The organism is Azobacteroides sp. (SeqCode) (assembly GCF_055395615.1).
The window spans coordinates 434,552-450,718 of record NZ_AP014701.1 but is presented as its reverse complement, the minus strand read 5'-3'; the positions used below and the strand labels follow the sequence as shown (position 1 = coordinate 450,718).

Below are 16,167 nucleotides of genomic sequence, written 5' to 3'. Positions count from 1 at the left end.
TAATGAAATTGCGATGTGGTATAGTTGGATTACCAAATGTAGGTAAGTCGACTCTTTTTAATTGTCTCTCTAGCGTAGAAGCACAAGTAGCAAATTTTCCTTTTTGTACAATAGAGCCGAATTTGAGTGTAATCAATGTTCCTGATGAACGCTTGAAAAAATTGGCATTTTTGGTAAAACCAGAAAAAATCATTCATGCCACAATAGAAATTGTGGATATAGCTGGACTAGTTAAGGGAGCTTCTAAAGGAGAAGGTCTTGGAAACAAATTCCTTTCCAATATTCGAGAAACAGATGCTATAATTCATGTTTTACGTTGCTTTTATGACAATAATATAACGCATGTAGAAGGCCTTATTGATCCAATAAAAGACAAAGAAATAATTGATTGTGAACTGCAATTAAAAGATTTAGAAACAATAGAATCAAATCTCTGTAAGTTAAAAAAAAAAATAAAAAATAAAGAAACCAAACAAACTAAATTGCAATGGGAAGTACTGATAAAATACAAAGAAACTTTAGAAAAAGGTAAATCTGCACGAACAATTCAATTTAAAACAAAAGATGAACAAAAAATAGCAAAAGATCTCTTCTTATTGACAAATAAACCTGTTTTTTACATTTGTAATGTAGATGATTCTTCTATTATTTCAGGAAATAAATATACAAAAATGGTAGGTGAAATTGTTCAAAAAGAAAGAGCAGAACTATTAATTGTAGATGCTAAAATGGAATCTGAAATTGCAAAAATTGAAATTTATGAAGAGCGTCTATTTTTTTTAAGGGAATTAGGATTAAGAGAATCTGGTGCAAGTCGTCTAATTAAATTTGCTTATAAATTGTTATGTCTGGAAACTTTTATAACAGCTGGAAAAAAAGAGGTACGCGCATGGACTTATCTTAAAGGAAGCAATGTTCATCAATGTTCAAAAATCATTCATAGCGATTTTGAAAGAGGATTTATTCGAGCTGAAGTAATTAAGTATAATGATTTTGTATTATTAGGATCAGAAAACGCATGTAAAGAAGCTGGAAAAATAAATATAGAAGGAAAAGAGTATATAGTACAAGACGGAGATATAATACATTTTCGATTTAATATTTAATTAAATGTTGATAACCTGTTAGGTTACTTAACAAAACTTACGTAAATACGTAATATTTTTATTATTCATGTTTTTTTTAAAAATTTATTCTATTGTTATAACATTGTTATTGCAATAACAATGTTATAACAATAGAATAAATTTTTATATTTAAATAACACATATTTTGTAGAATGAATAAGATATGTAAATCTTTTATCATAAGTTTTTTATGATAAAAGATTTATGATAGTTTTTTCATAAAAGTTTCATTTCGAAAAAAAAAACATTAAAAACAGAAACTTATCATATTTTTCACATGCTATATATTTTTTATTTTTAGTATTATATTTAAATAGTAAATAAAATCATCAATGATTAATAATTTTTCATTAGTTCGATCCATTCGTAGTTTGAAAAGAAAAAAAAATGCAATTATTTTGTCTCATTATTATCAGGATAGTTCCATTCAGGAAATTGCTGATCATGTAGGTGATAGTTTGTCATTAGCTCGTTTGGCATCACAAAATGATTCTGATATAATTGTTCTTTGTGGAGTGCATTTTATGGCTGAAACAGCTAAAATACTTAATCCTGAGAAGCAGGTACTTCTTCCAGATATAAATGCAGGGTGTTCACTAGCTGATTCTTGTCTTCCGAATGAATTTAAAAAGTTTATAAAGAAGTATCCACATCATATAGTCGTTTCTTATGTAAATACTTCTGCTTCAATTAAGGTTTTAACAGACGTGATAGTTACATCTTCTAATGCTCGTAAAATTGTGGAAAGTTTTCCTAAAAATGCAGAGTTAATTTTTGCTCCCGATCGCAATCTTGGTAATTATATAAATAGTATTACTGGACGAAATATGATTTTATGGGATGGAGCTTGTTATGTTCATGAACAGTTTTCTTTAGAAAAAATATTAAACTTAAAACAAAAATATCCTGATGCTTTAGTATTGGCACATCCAGAATGTAAATCAGTCGTTTTAAAAACAGCCGATTATATTGCTTCCACTGCTGGTTTGTTAGATTATGCTTCTCAATCAAAAATGAATAAGTTCATTGTAGCTACTGAATCTGGTATTTTACATAAAATGAGAGTAAATAATCCTACTAAATTTTTTATTCCTGCCCCCTCTAACGATAGTACATGTGCTTGCAATGAATGTAGTTACATGCGTTTAAATACATTGGAAAAACTATATAATTGCTTGAAGTATGAAACCCCGGAAATAACTATTAATAGAGAAATAATAGAAAAGGCTGTTAAACCTATTAATAAAATGCTAGAATTATCAGATAAATTAGGGTTATAAATAATAAGTTATTTGTAGTTTAGTTTGTAAATACTCTTAACATACAAGAGTATTTTTCTAAAAATATTATCTTTTATTTAAATAATATTTCTATCTTCACGGAATACACCCTTTTTTTTTTACTTTCTTTGACAAAAGTGAATTTGTAACTCATAAATTTATGAATGGTTTATCTTTTTTTTTAAAAAATGTTTTTAAAGTTCGTTCATTGAAAAATTCAATCGACCTTGAAAAGGAAAAGGTTATACGAACTGAAATGCCAAAACATTGTGGTATAAGTGTGCGGCATTTAAATTTGAGTATCAATGGTAATAGCATTTTAAAAGATATAAATGTAGATATTCCAAATAAAAAAATTACTTGTATTATTGGTCACTCAGGTTGTGGTAAATCAACTTTGTTAAAAACACTTAATCGTTTGAATGATGATGTGGAAGGTATAGAGATAAATGGGCATGTCTACATAGATGGTGAGGATCTTTTTGGAAAAAATGTGGAAGTTACTCATATGAGAAAAAAAATTGGATTAGTATCTCAACGTCCTACTCCTTTACCAATGTCTATATTTGATAATGTTGCATATGGTTGTAGAATTCATGGTATTCATAATAAAAAGAGTAAATTGAAAGAAATTGTTGAAGCCAATTTACGTTCAGTAGGTATATGGGAGGAAGTAAAAGATCGCTTACATGGATCAGCCGCTGCTCTTTCTATTGGACAACAGCAGCGGTTGTGTTTGGCAAGAGGCTTAGCAGTACAACCAGAATTTATTTTAGGGGATGAAGCTACTTCAGCATTAGATCCTATTTCTAGTCGTCTAATAGAGGATTTATTTGTTGAACTTAAGAAAAAATACGGTATTATTTTAGTGACTCATACTTTAAGACAAGCATTAAAGATGGCTGATTTTGTGATTTTTATTTATATGGGAAAAATTATTGAAACTGGTTCTTCTGAAGATTTGCTTAAACATCCGAAAGAAGAGCTAACGAAGCAATATTTATCTGGCGTGTTCAGTTAATAGCTGGTATCAATATTTGAATTAAATCAGTTGCCATATTAACAATATTTAAGATGTACAAATTACCCAACACATTAAATGAAGATATCCAACGTTTTGGTGTATTATCTATGGATTACAGAGAAAGGAAGATAGAAGCAGTGCAATTTAAAGCTTTTCGAGTACCAATGGGTATCTATGAACAACGGAAAAATGAGGTGTATATGTCACGCATTCGAACAACTGGAGGTGTTGTTTATCCAAAGCAGTTTTTAAGAGTTTTAGATATTGCTCTGACACATCATTCCGATTTGTTACATATTACAACACGTCAAGAAATTCAGATACAAAATTTACTCTTAGAAGAGGTACAACCAATACTTTATGAATTACAATCTATAGGGTTGACTACTAAAGGTGGTGGAGGTAATACAATACGAAATATATTAGTTTCTTATAATAGTGGAATTACTGATGATGAGGTTTTTGACACTACTCCTTACGCAATGGCGTTAACAACAAGATTGATATCTGAAGTAGATTCTTATTTGTTGCCTCGCAAAATGAAAATTGCTTTTTCTTCTGACGAAAAACATATAGATTATGCTGCAATTAATGATTTAGGATTTGTTGCGAAAGTACAAGATAGTAAAAAGGGGTTTAAAGTTTATGTGGGAGGTGGTGGAGGTTCTAAACCGTCAGTTGGATGGACACTTTTTGATTTTGTTCCAGATAATGAGCTCTTCATTGTTGTAGAAGCTGTGAAGAAGATGTTTTTTGAACATGGTAACAGAAAAAATAGGCATAGAGCGAGGATTCGTTATATTTTTTATGAGTTTGGAGAAATAGATACAATTTGTCTTATAAAAAAATATTACGAAGCAGCAAAGAAAACAGTTCCTTTATTTGTTTTGGAAAAACAACGAAAAGAGAAATTGGCTGTTAAATATATAAAACCTAATAATATAATAATTGACGAAAAATATGAAATTTGGAGGAAAAGATATGTAATTGAGCAAAAACAAAATGGATATGTAACAGTACTTGTCCCTTTTGCGTTAGGTGATATTTTACTGGATAACAGAAAATTGGTAGAATCATTAAAAAAACTTCTACGTTTTGTTTCTCAATTTGGACGAGATACAATTCGTTTTACAACTACACAAAATGTTCAGTTGAGAAATATTCCGTTTATTGCATTATCTGAATTATATTTAATAATTAAAGATGTAGTTCCAGATATACATGAACCTTTATTGATAAATAATATTATTTCTTGTACTGGTTCAAACACTTGTCGTTTAGGAATTTGTTTGTCGAAAGGATTAGCTATTGCTATTAGAAATAAAATAAAAAATACAATGACAGATTTGGATAGGTTAGCAACTGCACGTATCCATATATCAGGATGTCCTAATTCTTGTGGTCAGCAAATTTGGGCAGATATAGGGTTTTCAGGGAAAGTGCTAAAAAATAATAGGATATATCCTGGTTATCATGTATATATAGCAGCTAGTAGAGAAAATAATCTTTGTTTAGCAGAATCAATTGGTAATATTGCTGCACGTGATATACCAGAATATGTAATTCGTTTATTAGTTTCTTATTTGGAAGTTCGATCAAAATATTTGAATTTAGCTTCATATTTGAAAGGTGATGGAAAAAGAATGGCAATCCAGTTATTAGGTGATTATCAAAAAATACCGTCTTATGAAGATAACGAAAGTTATTATTTTGATTGGGGATCAAGTTCTCCATTTGGTGTTACTAATCGAAGGAAAGCAGAATGTTCTATAGGATTGTCTGATATGATTAATGTGGACTTAAATTGTATTAATGAAGCTAAAAAAGTTCTTAGAATGGAAAAAAATAAAAGAGAAATAAATAAATATTTATATAATATTATTTATTTCTCTTCACATATGCTATTGATAACAAAAGGTATTGCGCCAAAAACAACGAGAGATGTATTTAATTTATTCCTTAAATATTTTTTTGATAGTGGATTAGTTGAAGATAAATACCGCAATCTTTTAGAACAAGTAAGAGATAATAGACAGTTGGATTTTATTCCTCATAGGGAAAATATTTTTTCTCTTTCAGACTATATTGTACAGTTATATAGAAATATGAATAGTTCTCTACAATTTAAAAATATAAAATTTGATATCTCAGCTATAGAGGAAACAAAGGAGATCTCAGTTCAAAATAGATTTAAAGATTTGCGTGGTATTGCTTGTCCAATGAATTTTGTACAGATTAAAATGCAGTTATCATATATGCAGTCAGGAGAAAAATTAGAAATATGGGTAGATAATGGTCATTCTATTGATAATATTTCTATCTCAATAAAAGATGAAGGACATCAAATATTAGAAAAAACGCTTGTAGAGGATTATTGGAAAGTGGTGATTGAAAAGAAATGAGAAATTGAAAATTCAATATGTTTACAACAATAAACTTACTGTAGGGTTAGGATATGTTGTAGTAAATGTGAATAAGTTTGTCTTTGATGATAATGGATTTGTATGGGTTTTACGTATGAACAAATAGAGCGTTATAGCCGTCATATTCTTTTGCAAGATGTAGGTGTGGAAGGTCAAGAGAGAATAAGTAATAGTAAAATTCTTGTGATTGGTGCCGGAGGTTTAGGATCATCTGTTCTTTTTTATTTAGCTGCAGCAGGAGTTGGAACACTGGGAATTATTGACGGAGATGTTGTAGATTTAAGTAATTTACAAAGACAAATTATTCATTTTACTTCTGACATAGGCAGATCAAAGGTGCAATCGGCGAAAGAAAAAATCGAACAGGTTAATCCAGATGTAAAAGTTATTACTTATCATGATTTTTTCAGTGTAAAGAATGCTTTTGATATTATTAAGGATTATGATTTTATCGTAGATGGAACAGATAATTTCCAAACTAAATTTTTGATAAATGATGCTTGTGTACTAGCTGGGAAACCATTCTCCCACGGGGGTGTTCTGCGATTTGATGGGGAAATATTGACGTATCTTCCTGGAACAGTATGTTATCGTTGTATATTTCATAGTCCCCCTCCATCTAATATTGTTGTTCCTACTTGTTTGCAAGTAGGTGTATTGGGAGCTGTTGTAGGTATGTTAGGGGCAATACAAGCAACAGAAGTATTGAAATTTCTTGTCAATGTAGGTGATTTGCTGACTAATTGTCTACTCACTTTTGATGCTAAATCTATGAATTTCAGGACAATAAAAATAAATAAAAATAAAGAATGTCTTATTTGTGGTGATTATCCTACAATTACGGAATTAGTAGAAACAGAACAGGTCGTTTGTGAATTGAAAAAGGGATAAAAAAATATCATAAAAATACTTCACGATAATTTTGGAAATAATAAATAAATGCTAATAAAAAAAATAAATAAAAATTTAAAACTTGTCTGAATTTCTGGTATTGATTGTTACATTCTGTCTAATTAGAACCTACAAGTTAAGTTCTCTGAACTTAACATATTTCTTTTATGAAAAGTAAAAAAAAAATATGAAAAACAATTTTCTTTTAATAGTAAGTTTTCTGATGTTTACACTTATATCTTGTGAACAAAAAAAACGAATTGAAAAAACAGTAGATGATGATGTTTTATCAGGTAGAATTCATATATCAGGAGCTTTTGCTCTTTATCCAATGGTAGTAAAATGGGCAGAAGAATTCAAAATGTTACATCCTAATGTAAGTTTTGATATATCTGGTGGTGGTGCTGGTAAGGGAATAACTGATGTTCTTACTGGAGTAGTGGATGTGGGAATGGTTTCTCGTGAAATTTATCCACAAGAAATAATGAAGGGAGCTTTTGGTATTGCTTCCGTAAAAGATGCTGTTGTTCCTATTGTCAATGTGAATAATCCTGATTTAAAAGATATATTGTCAATTGGGTTAAAAAAAGAAATTGCTCGACAATTGTGGGATGGAAAAATCAAAACATGGGGAGCTGTATTGGGTACTTCAAGTAAGATTCCAGTGCATGTATTTACTCGTTCTGATGCTTGTGGGGCTGCTGAGACATGGGCTGCATGGCTTGATGTTAGACAGGAGAATTTGAAGGCAACTGCTATTTTTGGTGATCCTGGTATTGCAGATGCAGTGCAAAAAGATAAAGTAGGTATTGGTTATGCCAACATTGGCTATGCTTATAGTCAGAAGACTAAGAAGCTTTATGAAGGGTTAGCAATTATTCCATTGGATGTAAATGGAAATGGAATAATTGATATTGAGGAAGATTTTTATGAGACAACAGAATCATTAATTAAAGCTATTAATGAGGGGCGCTATCCATCTCCACCTGCTCGTTTCCTTTATTTGGTAACTAAGGGAAAGCCAGTTGATCCTGTTTTAATTTCTTTTCTTAAATATGTCCTTTCTGAAGGACAGAAATATGTAGCTAAAACAGGATACATTTGTCTTAGCCAAGAAAAATTAAACCAAGAGCTTGCAAAGATTAAATAATAATTAATTATTAATTATGTTGAGTAGAGTATTCAAAAATAAAGTTGCGGAAAAAGTAATGCAAAGTTTAACTGTTTTTTCTCTTTTACTTCTGGCTATAATTGGTATAGGATTGTATTATAAATCTACAGCTGTTATGAAAAAAAAATCAGTATGGCAGTTATTATCTAATTCTGAGTGGAGTCCTTTAACTGGTCAGTTTGGTTTTTATTCATTTATTATCAGTACAATATATGTAACTTTATTGGCAATAGGTATAGCTGTACCTATTAGTTTATTGATGGCTTTGTTTTTAACACAAAATGCTAAACCATGGGTAAAAAATGCTGTTTTCCCAGTATTAGATATTCTGGCTGCAATTCCGTCAGTAGTTTATGGAGTGTGGGGAACATTAATTATTGTTCCCTTTATTGCTACTGTGTTAGGTTCTCATTTTGTTAATTGTACAAGTGGGTATACACTTTTGGCAGGAGGTGTTGTACTTAGCGTAATGCTTATTCCTTTATTGGTTAGTTTATTTGTTGAGATTTTTTCTACTATACCAAAAGAATATAGGGATGCATCCGCTTCCTTAGGTGCTACACGTTGGCAAACTTCTCGTAAAGTAATTTTGCGTAAAGCTTCTCCAGGTATCATTGCTTCGATTGTACTTGCCATATCAAAAGCTTTCGGGGAAACAATAGCTGTGCTTATGGTTTGTGGTAGTGATGTCAAAAAACCAGAATCATTATTTGATGCGTGTTATCCTTTGTCTGCATTAATTGCCAATAATTTTGGAGAAATGATGTCAGTACCAGTGTATGAGTCAGCATTAATGTTTGCTGCATTAGTAATGTTTATTATTATATTTATTTTTAACGCTATATCTCGTGTACTTCTTCAACGTGTAGAAAAATCATTTAAATTATGAAACTGAAATTTGTAGAAGAAAAGATTTTTAATGGATTAATGATAATGTCTACTCTGACTGTATTTACTTTTGTTGGAAGTATCATTTGGATAATTTTAACTAAAGGATTATCAGCTCTTTCCTGGGAGATGATAACTAAATTACCTAATGGTGGATTTTATTTAGGTGGTGGAGGTGGTATTTTAAATGCTATTGTTGGTTCATTGTTAATTGTGTTAGGTTCTACTTTGTTGGGTCTATCCGTTAGTATACCTATTGTGTATTATATAAATGTTTATTTGCATAAGGGATCTAAATTATCTTATCTTGTTCGTCTTTCGTTTGATGTGCTTTATGGCATTCCTTCTATCGTTTATGGTGCTTTCACTTTTACAATTATGATATTTTTTGGATTAAAAACATCTTTATTAGGTGGTGTTTTGGTTATAACGCTTTTAGTTATTCCAATATTTATTCGTTCAATGGATGAAGTAGCTAAATCTGTTCCAAAAGATTTGTTAGATTCAATTTATTCTCTTGGAGCAACCAGATTGGAAGCAGGTAGAGTGGTGGTGCGTCAAATTGCTCCTGGAATTATTACTGCTACGCTTCTTTCTATAGGACGTGCTATAGGAGATGCTGCTGGAGTAATGTTTACAGCTGGTTTTACAGATAATATTCCAGTAATTCCTTGGAGAGACCAAGCTGCTACACTTCCTTTATCGGTTTTTTTTCAATTAAGTAGTCCTATTCCTGAGGTTCGAAAGCGTGCTTATGCTGCAGCTTTAATACTTACAGTTATTGTTTTATTACTAAGTCTTGGTGGACGGTTTGTAACTGCTAAATTTTCGAAAAATAAAATAGATTAGTAGCTAGTTGGATATATTTTTTCTAAAAGTGTTATATTTGTAGGTGTGGGTAAATGTATTGTGAAGGTAGAGAATATAAATAAAATTTTGTTTTGTGATTGTGTTAGAACTTCTAGGTTCTCAAAAAGAAGTTTGAGGGTTATTAGTCGAGATAGTTCTCTTTCTAAGATTCAAGTGAAGGAGGTTTTTTCGTTTTTTCCGAATATTGATTATCAACTAATAGCTATAGAGTCGTTTGGAGATAAAAACAAACATGTTTCTTTATTAAATTTAGATTTTAATTCTCTTAATGAGAGAGGCATTTCGGATTTCTTTACAAGAGAATTGGACAATTCGTTGATTTTGAATAAAGCAGATGTTGCCGTTCATTCAGCTAAAGATTTACCTTATCCTTTGCCTTGTGGGCTAGAATTATTTGCTCTGTTTCGGTCAATGGATAGAACTGACGCATTAGTTAGTAAAGGTAATTTGACGTTAGATCAATTACCAAAAGGGGCTAGAATTGGAACTAGCTCTCGAATGAGGAGAGCTGAATTATTAAAAGTTCGTTCTGATTTGGAAGTAGTGGGTGTTCGTGGAAATATTGAAGAACGAATAGCTAAGGTGGATAATGGCTTTATAGATGCTTTGATTGTAGCTACTTGTGCACTGAAACGATTAGGAATGGAGAATCGTATAGCTTGTGTTCTTCCGTTTGAAACCCATTCTTTACAAGGAAGTTTAGCTATTGTTGGAAGAAGAAATGAAAAGAGTATTAAAAATTTGTTTTGTTTACAAGATATACGAAAGAAATATGGAAAAGTAAGTTTAGTTGGTTTTGGTCCTGGTGATCCTGATTTGTTGACTATTGGAGGATATAAAGCTTTGTTATCTGCTGATGTTATTTTTCATGATGATTTATTAAATCAAGAGTTTCTCTCTCGATTTTTGGTAGAAAAGGTATATGTTGGCAAAAGAAAAGAGATTCATCGGCTTCATCAGAGTGATATTAATGAGATGCTTTATCAAGCAGCAGTTTTAGGGAAGAAAGTGGTGAGATTAAAGGGTGGTGATCCAATGGTTTTTGCACATGGACGGGAAGAAATTGACTTTTTACAAAGTCGTTTTATAGAAGTAAATATTATTCCAGGTATTTCATCAGGGATTGCTGTGTCTTCTTGTACGCATATTCCATTGACATATAGAGGGCTAGCTTCCTCTGTTGCTTTTGTAACTGGACATTCAGGAGAAAATGTCCAAGTTCCGGATACTGATACTTTGGTTTATTATATGAGTGGATCTAATTTGTCTGTGATTGCAAAGAAATTGATGACTATAGGACGCAAAGAAGATATGCCTGTCGCTTTGGTTTATAATGTTTCGTTAGCAAATCAGAGAATTTGGTATTCATCATTGAAGGAGTTGCAATATTCAGTTGTTAAATATCCCACTCCGATTTTGTTGATAATCGGAGATGTTGTTTCGTTTGAAAATAAAGAAATATGTAAAAGACAAGTATTGTTGACAGGAACTTCTGATAAAATGAGTAATCGTTATGAAAATGCGATTCATGTTCCTTTGATCAAAATAAATAAGATAAAAAATAACAGGTTTTTATATGCTTATATAAAAGAGATAGATACTTTTGATTGGATTATTTTTACTAGTCGTTATGGTGTTCGTTATTTTTTTGAATCATTAAATGAAATGAATTTGGATATTAAAGTTTTATCAAATATTTGTGTAGCTTCAGTCGGTGGAACAACTTCTTTTGAATTAAATAAATATGGCTTTTCTCCCGATATAGAATCAAAAAGCGAATCAGTAGAAGGATTAATCACTTATTTCAAAACTGTTCGATTGATTGGAAAACGAATATTACTTCCTCGTTCGGATAAAGGGTTAAAATGTTTTTCTGAAATACTAGAAAAATTTGGAAATGAGGTAATAGATATACCTTTGTATACTAATGAAGTAAATGACAAGGCAAAAAAAGTAGATTTATCTCTTTTTCAAAAAATTGTTTTTTCTTCTCCTTCTGGAGTAGATGCTTTTATACAACTTTATAAAAAGTTTCCTTTAGGAATTCAGATGATTGCAAAAGGAGAAACTACATTTAATTTTTTATTTAATTTATTTTAAGAAGGTTCTATTCGAAAATGATGAAACGATTTAGACAATATAGGTTAGATGAGAAAGTACGTGATTTTTATTCTGAAGTAAAAATTGCTATTTCTGATTTTATCTATCCTTATTTTGTAGTAGATGGGGAAAAAGTTAAAGATAGAATACCTTCTATGGAAGGTGTTTTTCGATTTTCGGTAGATGAATTACTTAAAGATATGGCAGAAATTATTTGTTTAGGAATTGATAAAGTTTTATTGTTTGGAGTAATTTCTGATGAAAAAAAAGATGAAAAAGGAAGTGAAGGGATATCTTCTGATAGTATTATTTGCCGATCTGTTCGTGCAATTAGAAAACAATTTCCGGAAATAATAATTTTTACTGATATTTGTCTCTGTGAATATACTTCTCATGGACATTGTGGATTAATATGTAATAGTGATATAGATAATGATATGACGTTGCCTTTGTTAGCAGAAATGGCATATCAACATGCTGTTGCAGGGGCTGACTTTGTAGCACCATCGGCCATGATGGATGGTCAGGTGGCATCTATTTCCAAACGATTAAAGAAAGAAGAACTTTCTACGAAAATATTAGCTTATTCAGCTAAGTATGCTTCTTCTTTTTATGGACCTTTTCGCAATGCAGCAGGTTCTTTCCCTTCCTTTGGTAATAGGAAAACTTACCAAATGGATTTTCGAACTATTGAACAAGGATTGGATGAAATAGCTTCTGATATTGAAGAAGGTGTTGATTGGATCATGATTAAGCCAGCAATGCCATATCTTGATATGGTTCAACGAGCATCTATTCGTTTCCCAAATTATCCTTTAGTTGCTTATCAAGTTTCTGGTGAATATGCTATGTTGAAACAAGGAGCTAAGAAAGATTTTTTTGACGAAAAACAGATTTTTTTTGAAAGTTTGATAGCTATTAAACGTGCTGGAGCAAAGTACATTATATCTTATTATGCCAAAGAATTTGCGAATGAACAAAAAATTAACTCATCTGAAAGAGTTGGAATCGGAATCGATTTATGTTATTAGAGAAGTAGCTGCACAATTTGAAAGACCAGTATTGTTGTTTTCTGGTGGAAAAGATTCAATTGTTATGGCACATCTTTCTTACAAAGCGTTTTATCCATCAGCTATTCCTTTTCCTTTTCTGCATATAGATACAGGACATAATTTTGAAGAAACGATAGTTTATCGTGATAATTTGATTAAACAATTAGGAGTAAAATTGTTTGTTGGTTCTGTTCAAGAATCTATTGATTCAGGTTGCGTTAAAGAGGAAACTGGATATGAGGCTAGCCGTAATAGGTTGCAGACAGTGACTCTGTTAAGTGTTATAGAAAAAAATAAATTTGATGCTGCTTTAGGAGGTGCCAGGAGAGATGAAGAGAAAGTTCGAGCAAAAGAACGTTTCTTTTCACATCGTGACGAATTTGGGCAATGGAATCCAAAAAATCAGCGTCCTGAATTATGGAATATTTTTAATGGAAAAAAACAGTTAGGTGAACATTTTCGTATATTCCCTTTAAGTAATTGGACAGAAATGGATATTTGGCAGTACATTTTGCAAGAAGATGTTGAATTACCAAGTCTGTATTACACACATGAACGTTTAGTATTTAAACGAGATGGTATGTGGCTTGCCCATTATCCTTTTATAAAATTAAAGCCTGGAGAAGAACTTGTTCGTAAGTATGTCCGTTGTAGAACAGTTGGTGATGTAACTTGCACCGGACTTACTCTTTCTAATGCATATACTATAGAGGAAATTGTTAATGAGATAGCTTCTTCTCGCATCACTGAACGAGGTGGGCGTTTTGATGATAAACGTTCTGAAGCTTCTATGGAAGATAGAAAAAAAGCTGGATATTTTTAAATATGAATAAAAAATAAAAAAGAAGTGTTGTATTTTGTAATAAATAACCAATGGCTATAGGTGAATATTCGGAGATGGAGTTGTTGAGGTTTACTACTGCTGGGAGTGTAGATGATGGAAAAAGTACACTGATTGGACGCTTACTTTATGATAGTAAGTCTATCTTTGAAGATCAATTGGAATCTGTCAGAATGGTCAGTGAGCGTTTAGGTAGTCATAAAGTTAATTTAGCACTATTAACTGATGGATTACGTTCAGAGCGTGAACAAGGGATAACAATTGATGTTGCTTATCGTTATTTTGCTACTCCTTCACGAAAATTTATTATTGCTGATACTCCAGGACATATAGAATATACGAGAAATATGGTAACTGGAGCTTCTACGGCTGATGCTGCCGTTATTCTTGTAGATGCCCGTAACGGAGTAGTGGAACAAACTAAGCGTCATTCTTATATTGCTTCGTTATTACAAATACCAGATATAATTTTGGCTGTTAATAAAATGGATTTAGTTGATTTTTCAGAAGAAATATTTAACAAAATAGTAGAAGAATATTCATTTGTTGCCCAAAGGTTGAATTTGAGAAAAATATATTATTTACCTATTTCAGCACTAGATGGAGATAATGTAGTAGAATACTCTACCAGAATGCCTTGGTATAAAGACTGTACACTTTTGCATTTGTTAGAAACAATTCCATTGAAAGAAAATATCAGTAATTTACCTGCTCGTTTTCCTATACAATATGTTATTCGTCCTCAAACCAAACAGTTTCATGATTATAGGGCATATGCTGGGCGAGTTGCTTCAGGTATTTATAAAGTAGGTGACTTAGTCACTATTCTACCCTCTTATACTCAATCCGCTATAAAAGCTATAGATGATGTAGAAAATTCTTTGAAAGAAGTTTTTGCTCTTCAATCAGTTGCAATTCGCTTAGTAGATGATATTGATGCAAGTAGAGGTGACATGATTGTAAAGAGTAATAATATGCCTATAGTTAGTGCAGATATTTTACTAATGGTTTGTTGGTTTAATTATCGTCCGTTAAGTATTGGAACTAAATATTTCATCCGACATACGACTGATGAAGTATTAGGGATAATCAAGGAAGTAGTTTATAAAGTAAATGTTAATACAATGAAAAATATAACTGATGAAAAAACAGTAAGAATGAATGATATAGCGCAGATTTCTATTAGAACTTCTAAACCATTGAAGTATGATCTTTATATTGATAATCGTGTTACTGGGAGTTTAGTATTTATTGATGAGAGTACGTTTGAAACTGTTGGAGCAGGAATGATAATAAAATGAAATTGTAATTGCAATGCATAAAAATATAGTTACGTTAAATAATTGTTTTTTAGATAAGTCAGCAGAAGATTTATTGGTTTTTTTTTTAAAAAAATATAAGACTCGTATAGGCTTGGCTTCTAGTTTGGGATTAGAAGATCAAGTTTTAACAGATATGGTTTTGAAGATAGATTCTGAAACTACTATTTTTTCTATTGATACTGGGCGATTATTTCCGGAAACTTATTCGTTGATTGACAACACTAATAGTGTATACAATATTAAATTAGATATATATTTTCCAAAAAATGAAATTGTTGAGGTATATACTAAACAAAATGGTGTTAATGGTTTCTATGAAAGTGTAGGTAAACGTAAAGAGTGTTGTAAAATTCGAAAAATAGAGCCACTTTCACGAGCTTTATCTACTTTAGATGTTTGGATTTGTGGACTTCGTAGGGAACAATCAGTGACGCGTAAAGATATTAGAATAGTGGAATGGGATGAAGTGAATAAATTAATTAAGATTAATCCATTGGTAAATTGGAAAACAAAAGAAGTATGGAATTATATAAAAATTAATAGAGTACCATATAATGTACTTCAAAATAAAGGGTTTCCAAGTATTGGTTGTCAACCATGCACTCGTGCTATTGAAATAGGTGAGGATATTCGCTCAGGTCGTTGGTGGTGGGAAAATTCTGAACATAAAGAATGTGGATTGCATAAAAGATGAATGTTTTTTTGCCTATTTCAATTAATATTACCGGAAAACAAATCCTGATTGTTGGAGGGGGGATGGTTGCCTTTCATAAAGCCACTGTTTTGAGTTATTTTACCAGCAGAATTGTGATCATTGCTCCTGATTTTTGTTCAGAGTTTAAATTATTATCTTTTGAGCAGAAAAAAAAAGAATATGAATCAAAAGATTTGAAAAATGTTTTTTTGGTTTATATATGTACAGGTAAAAAAGTGTTAAATGCGCTTATAAAGGCTGATTGTGAGTGTCGTAATATTTTAGCAAATGTCTGTGACAATCCTAGTTTATGCGATTTTATTTCTCCAGCCATTTACAATAGTAGCAATATTACTATTGCTGTTTCTTCTAATGCACAAAATGTTTGGAAATCTATTATTATTCGAAATCGGATTAAATTTTTAGTAGAAAAAAATATTTTAAAAATTAATTAGTGAAAACATCAAGGATATTCAATTTTTTT

The 16,167-nt window shown here is 31.0% G+C and carries 14 protein-coding genes; all 14 read left to right on the top strand.

What is annotated here, in order from left to right; translation table 11 throughout:
* Positions 1–2 precede the first annotated feature (2 nt).
* Entirely contained in the window at positions 3–1,106 is a 1,104-nt protein-coding gene (ychF, locus tag ACZ5QM_RS01885) for a redox-regulated ATPase YchF (RefSeq protein ID WP_464183261.1), read from the top strand.
* A gap of 353 nt (positions 1,107–1,459) precedes the next feature.
* Complete coding sequence (gene nadA / locus ACZ5QM_RS01880; protein ID WP_464183259.1) at positions 1,460–2,407, top strand: quinolinate synthase NadA; 948 nt, start codon at positions 1,460–1,462, stop codon at positions 2,405–2,407.
* Positions 2,408–2,567: 160 nt separating this feature from the next.
* Complete coding sequence (locus ACZ5QM_RS01875) at positions 2,568–3,428, top strand: phosphate ABC transporter ATP-binding protein (RefSeq protein ID WP_464203037.1); 861 nt, start codon at positions 2,568–2,570, stop codon at positions 3,426–3,428.
* A 53-nt stretch (positions 3,429–3,481) separates the two neighbouring features.
* Entirely contained in the window at positions 3,482–5,833 is a 2,352-nt protein-coding gene (locus tag ACZ5QM_RS01870; RefSeq protein WP_464183257.1) for a sulfurtransferase TusA family protein, read from the top strand.
* A gap of 102 nt (positions 5,834–5,935) precedes the next feature.
* Positions 5,936–6,745 carry a HesA/MoeB/ThiF family protein gene (locus ACZ5QM_RS01865; protein ID WP_464183254.1) on the top strand — a complete coding sequence of 270 codons (810 nt, stop codon included), beginning with the start codon at positions 5,936–5,938 and terminating at the stop codon, positions 6,743–6,745.
* Between the two features lie 187 nt (positions 6,746–6,932).
* Positions 6,933–7,895, top strand: a complete 963-nt coding sequence (locus ACZ5QM_RS01860) for a PstS family phosphate ABC transporter substrate-binding protein (RefSeq protein WP_464183253.1) — start codon at positions 6,933–6,935, stop codon at positions 7,893–7,895.
* A 16-nt stretch (positions 7,896–7,911) separates the two neighbouring features.
* A complete protein-coding gene (gene pstC, locus ACZ5QM_RS01855) occupies positions 7,912–8,805 on the top strand; it encodes a phosphate ABC transporter permease subunit PstC (RefSeq protein ID WP_464183252.1) in 894 nt (297 codons plus the stop codon).
* Entirely contained in the window at positions 8,802–9,653 is an 852-nt protein-coding gene (locus ACZ5QM_RS01850) for a PstA family ABC transporter permease (RefSeq protein WP_464183250.1), read from the top strand. The genes pstC and ACZ5QM_RS01850 overlap by 4 nt, the downstream gene beginning before the upstream one ends.
* Positions 9,654–9,785: 132 nt before the next feature.
* Positions 9,786–11,774 carry a uroporphyrinogen-III C-methyltransferase gene (gene cobA / locus ACZ5QM_RS01845; RefSeq protein WP_464183249.1) on the top strand — a complete coding sequence of 663 codons (1,989 nt, stop codon included), beginning with the start codon at positions 9,786–9,788 and terminating at the stop codon, positions 11,772–11,774.
* 20 nt (positions 11,775–11,794) lie between these two features.
* Entirely contained in the window at positions 11,795–12,805 is a 1,011-nt protein-coding gene (gene hemB / locus ACZ5QM_RS01840; RefSeq protein ID WP_464183247.1) for a porphobilinogen synthase, read from the top strand.
* Positions 12,741–13,649 (top strand): sulfate adenylyltransferase subunit CysD, encoded by a 909-nt coding sequence (gene cysD, locus ACZ5QM_RS01835; protein ID WP_464183315.1) that lies wholly within the window; start codon positions 12,741–12,743, stop codon positions 13,647–13,649. Before hemB ends, cysD begins: the two co-directional genes overlap by 65 nt.
* Before the next feature lie 50 nt (positions 13,650–13,699).
* A complete protein-coding gene (locus ACZ5QM_RS01830; protein ID WP_464183245.1) occupies positions 13,700–14,968 on the top strand; it encodes a sulfate adenylyltransferase subunit 1 in 1,269 nt (422 codons plus the stop codon).
* A 13-nt stretch (positions 14,969–14,981) separates the two neighbouring features.
* Entirely contained in the window at positions 14,982–15,683 is a 702-nt protein-coding gene (locus ACZ5QM_RS01825; RefSeq protein WP_464183243.1) for a phosphoadenylyl-sulfate reductase, read from the top strand.
* Positions 15,680–16,138 (top strand): precorrin-2 dehydrogenase/sirohydrochlorin ferrochelatase family protein, encoded by a 459-nt coding sequence (locus ACZ5QM_RS01820; protein WP_464183242.1) that lies wholly within the window; start codon positions 15,680–15,682, stop codon positions 16,136–16,138. The genes ACZ5QM_RS01825 and ACZ5QM_RS01820 overlap by 4 nt, the downstream gene beginning before the upstream one ends.
* The last annotated feature ends 29 nt before the right edge of the window (positions 16,139–16,167 follow it).

What these genes read in the sequence shown, in the direction of transcription:
- ACZ5QM_RS01875 (WP_464203037.1), top strand. Translation starts at nt 2,568, where the DNA reads ATGAATGGTTTATCTTTTTTTTTAAAAAATGTTTTTAAAGTTCGTTCA.
- ychF (WP_464183261.1), top strand. Translation starts at nt 3, where the DNA reads ATGAAATTGCGATGTGGTATAGTTGGATTACCAAATGTAGGTAAGTCG.
- pstC (WP_464183252.1), top strand. Translation starts at nt 7,912, where the DNA reads ATGTTGAGTAGAGTATTCAAAAATAAAGTTGCGGAAAAAGTAATGCAA.
- ACZ5QM_RS01870 (WP_464183257.1), top strand. Translation starts at nt 3,482, where the DNA reads ATGTACAAATTACCCAACACATTAAATGAAGATATCCAACGTTTTGGT.
- hemB (WP_464183247.1), top strand. Translation starts at nt 11,795, where the DNA reads ATGAAACGATTTAGACAATATAGGTTAGATGAGAAAGTACGTGATTTT.
- ACZ5QM_RS01860 (WP_464183253.1), top strand. Translation starts at nt 6,933, where the DNA reads ATGAAAAACAATTTTCTTTTAATAGTAAGTTTTCTGATGTTTACACTT.
- nadA (WP_464183259.1), top strand. Translation starts at nt 1,460, where the DNA reads ATGATTAATAATTTTTCATTAGTTCGATCCATTCGTAGTTTGAAAAGA.
- ACZ5QM_RS01865 (WP_464183254.1), top strand. Translation starts at nt 5,936, where the DNA reads ATGGGTTTTACGTATGAACAAATAGAGCGTTATAGCCGTCATATTCTT.
- ACZ5QM_RS01825 (WP_464183243.1), top strand. Translation starts at nt 14,982, where the DNA reads ATGCATAAAAATATAGTTACGTTAAATAATTGTTTTTTAGATAAGTCA.
- ACZ5QM_RS01820 (WP_464183242.1), top strand. Translation starts at nt 15,680, where the DNA reads ATGAATGTTTTTTTGCCTATTTCAATTAATATTACCGGAAAACAAATC.
- ACZ5QM_RS01830 (WP_464183245.1), top strand. Translation starts at nt 13,700, where the DNA reads ATGGCTATAGGTGAATATTCGGAGATGGAGTTGTTGAGGTTTACTACT.
- ACZ5QM_RS01850 (WP_464183250.1), top strand. Translation starts at nt 8,802, where the DNA reads ATGAAACTGAAATTTGTAGAAGAAAAGATTTTTAATGGATTAATGATA.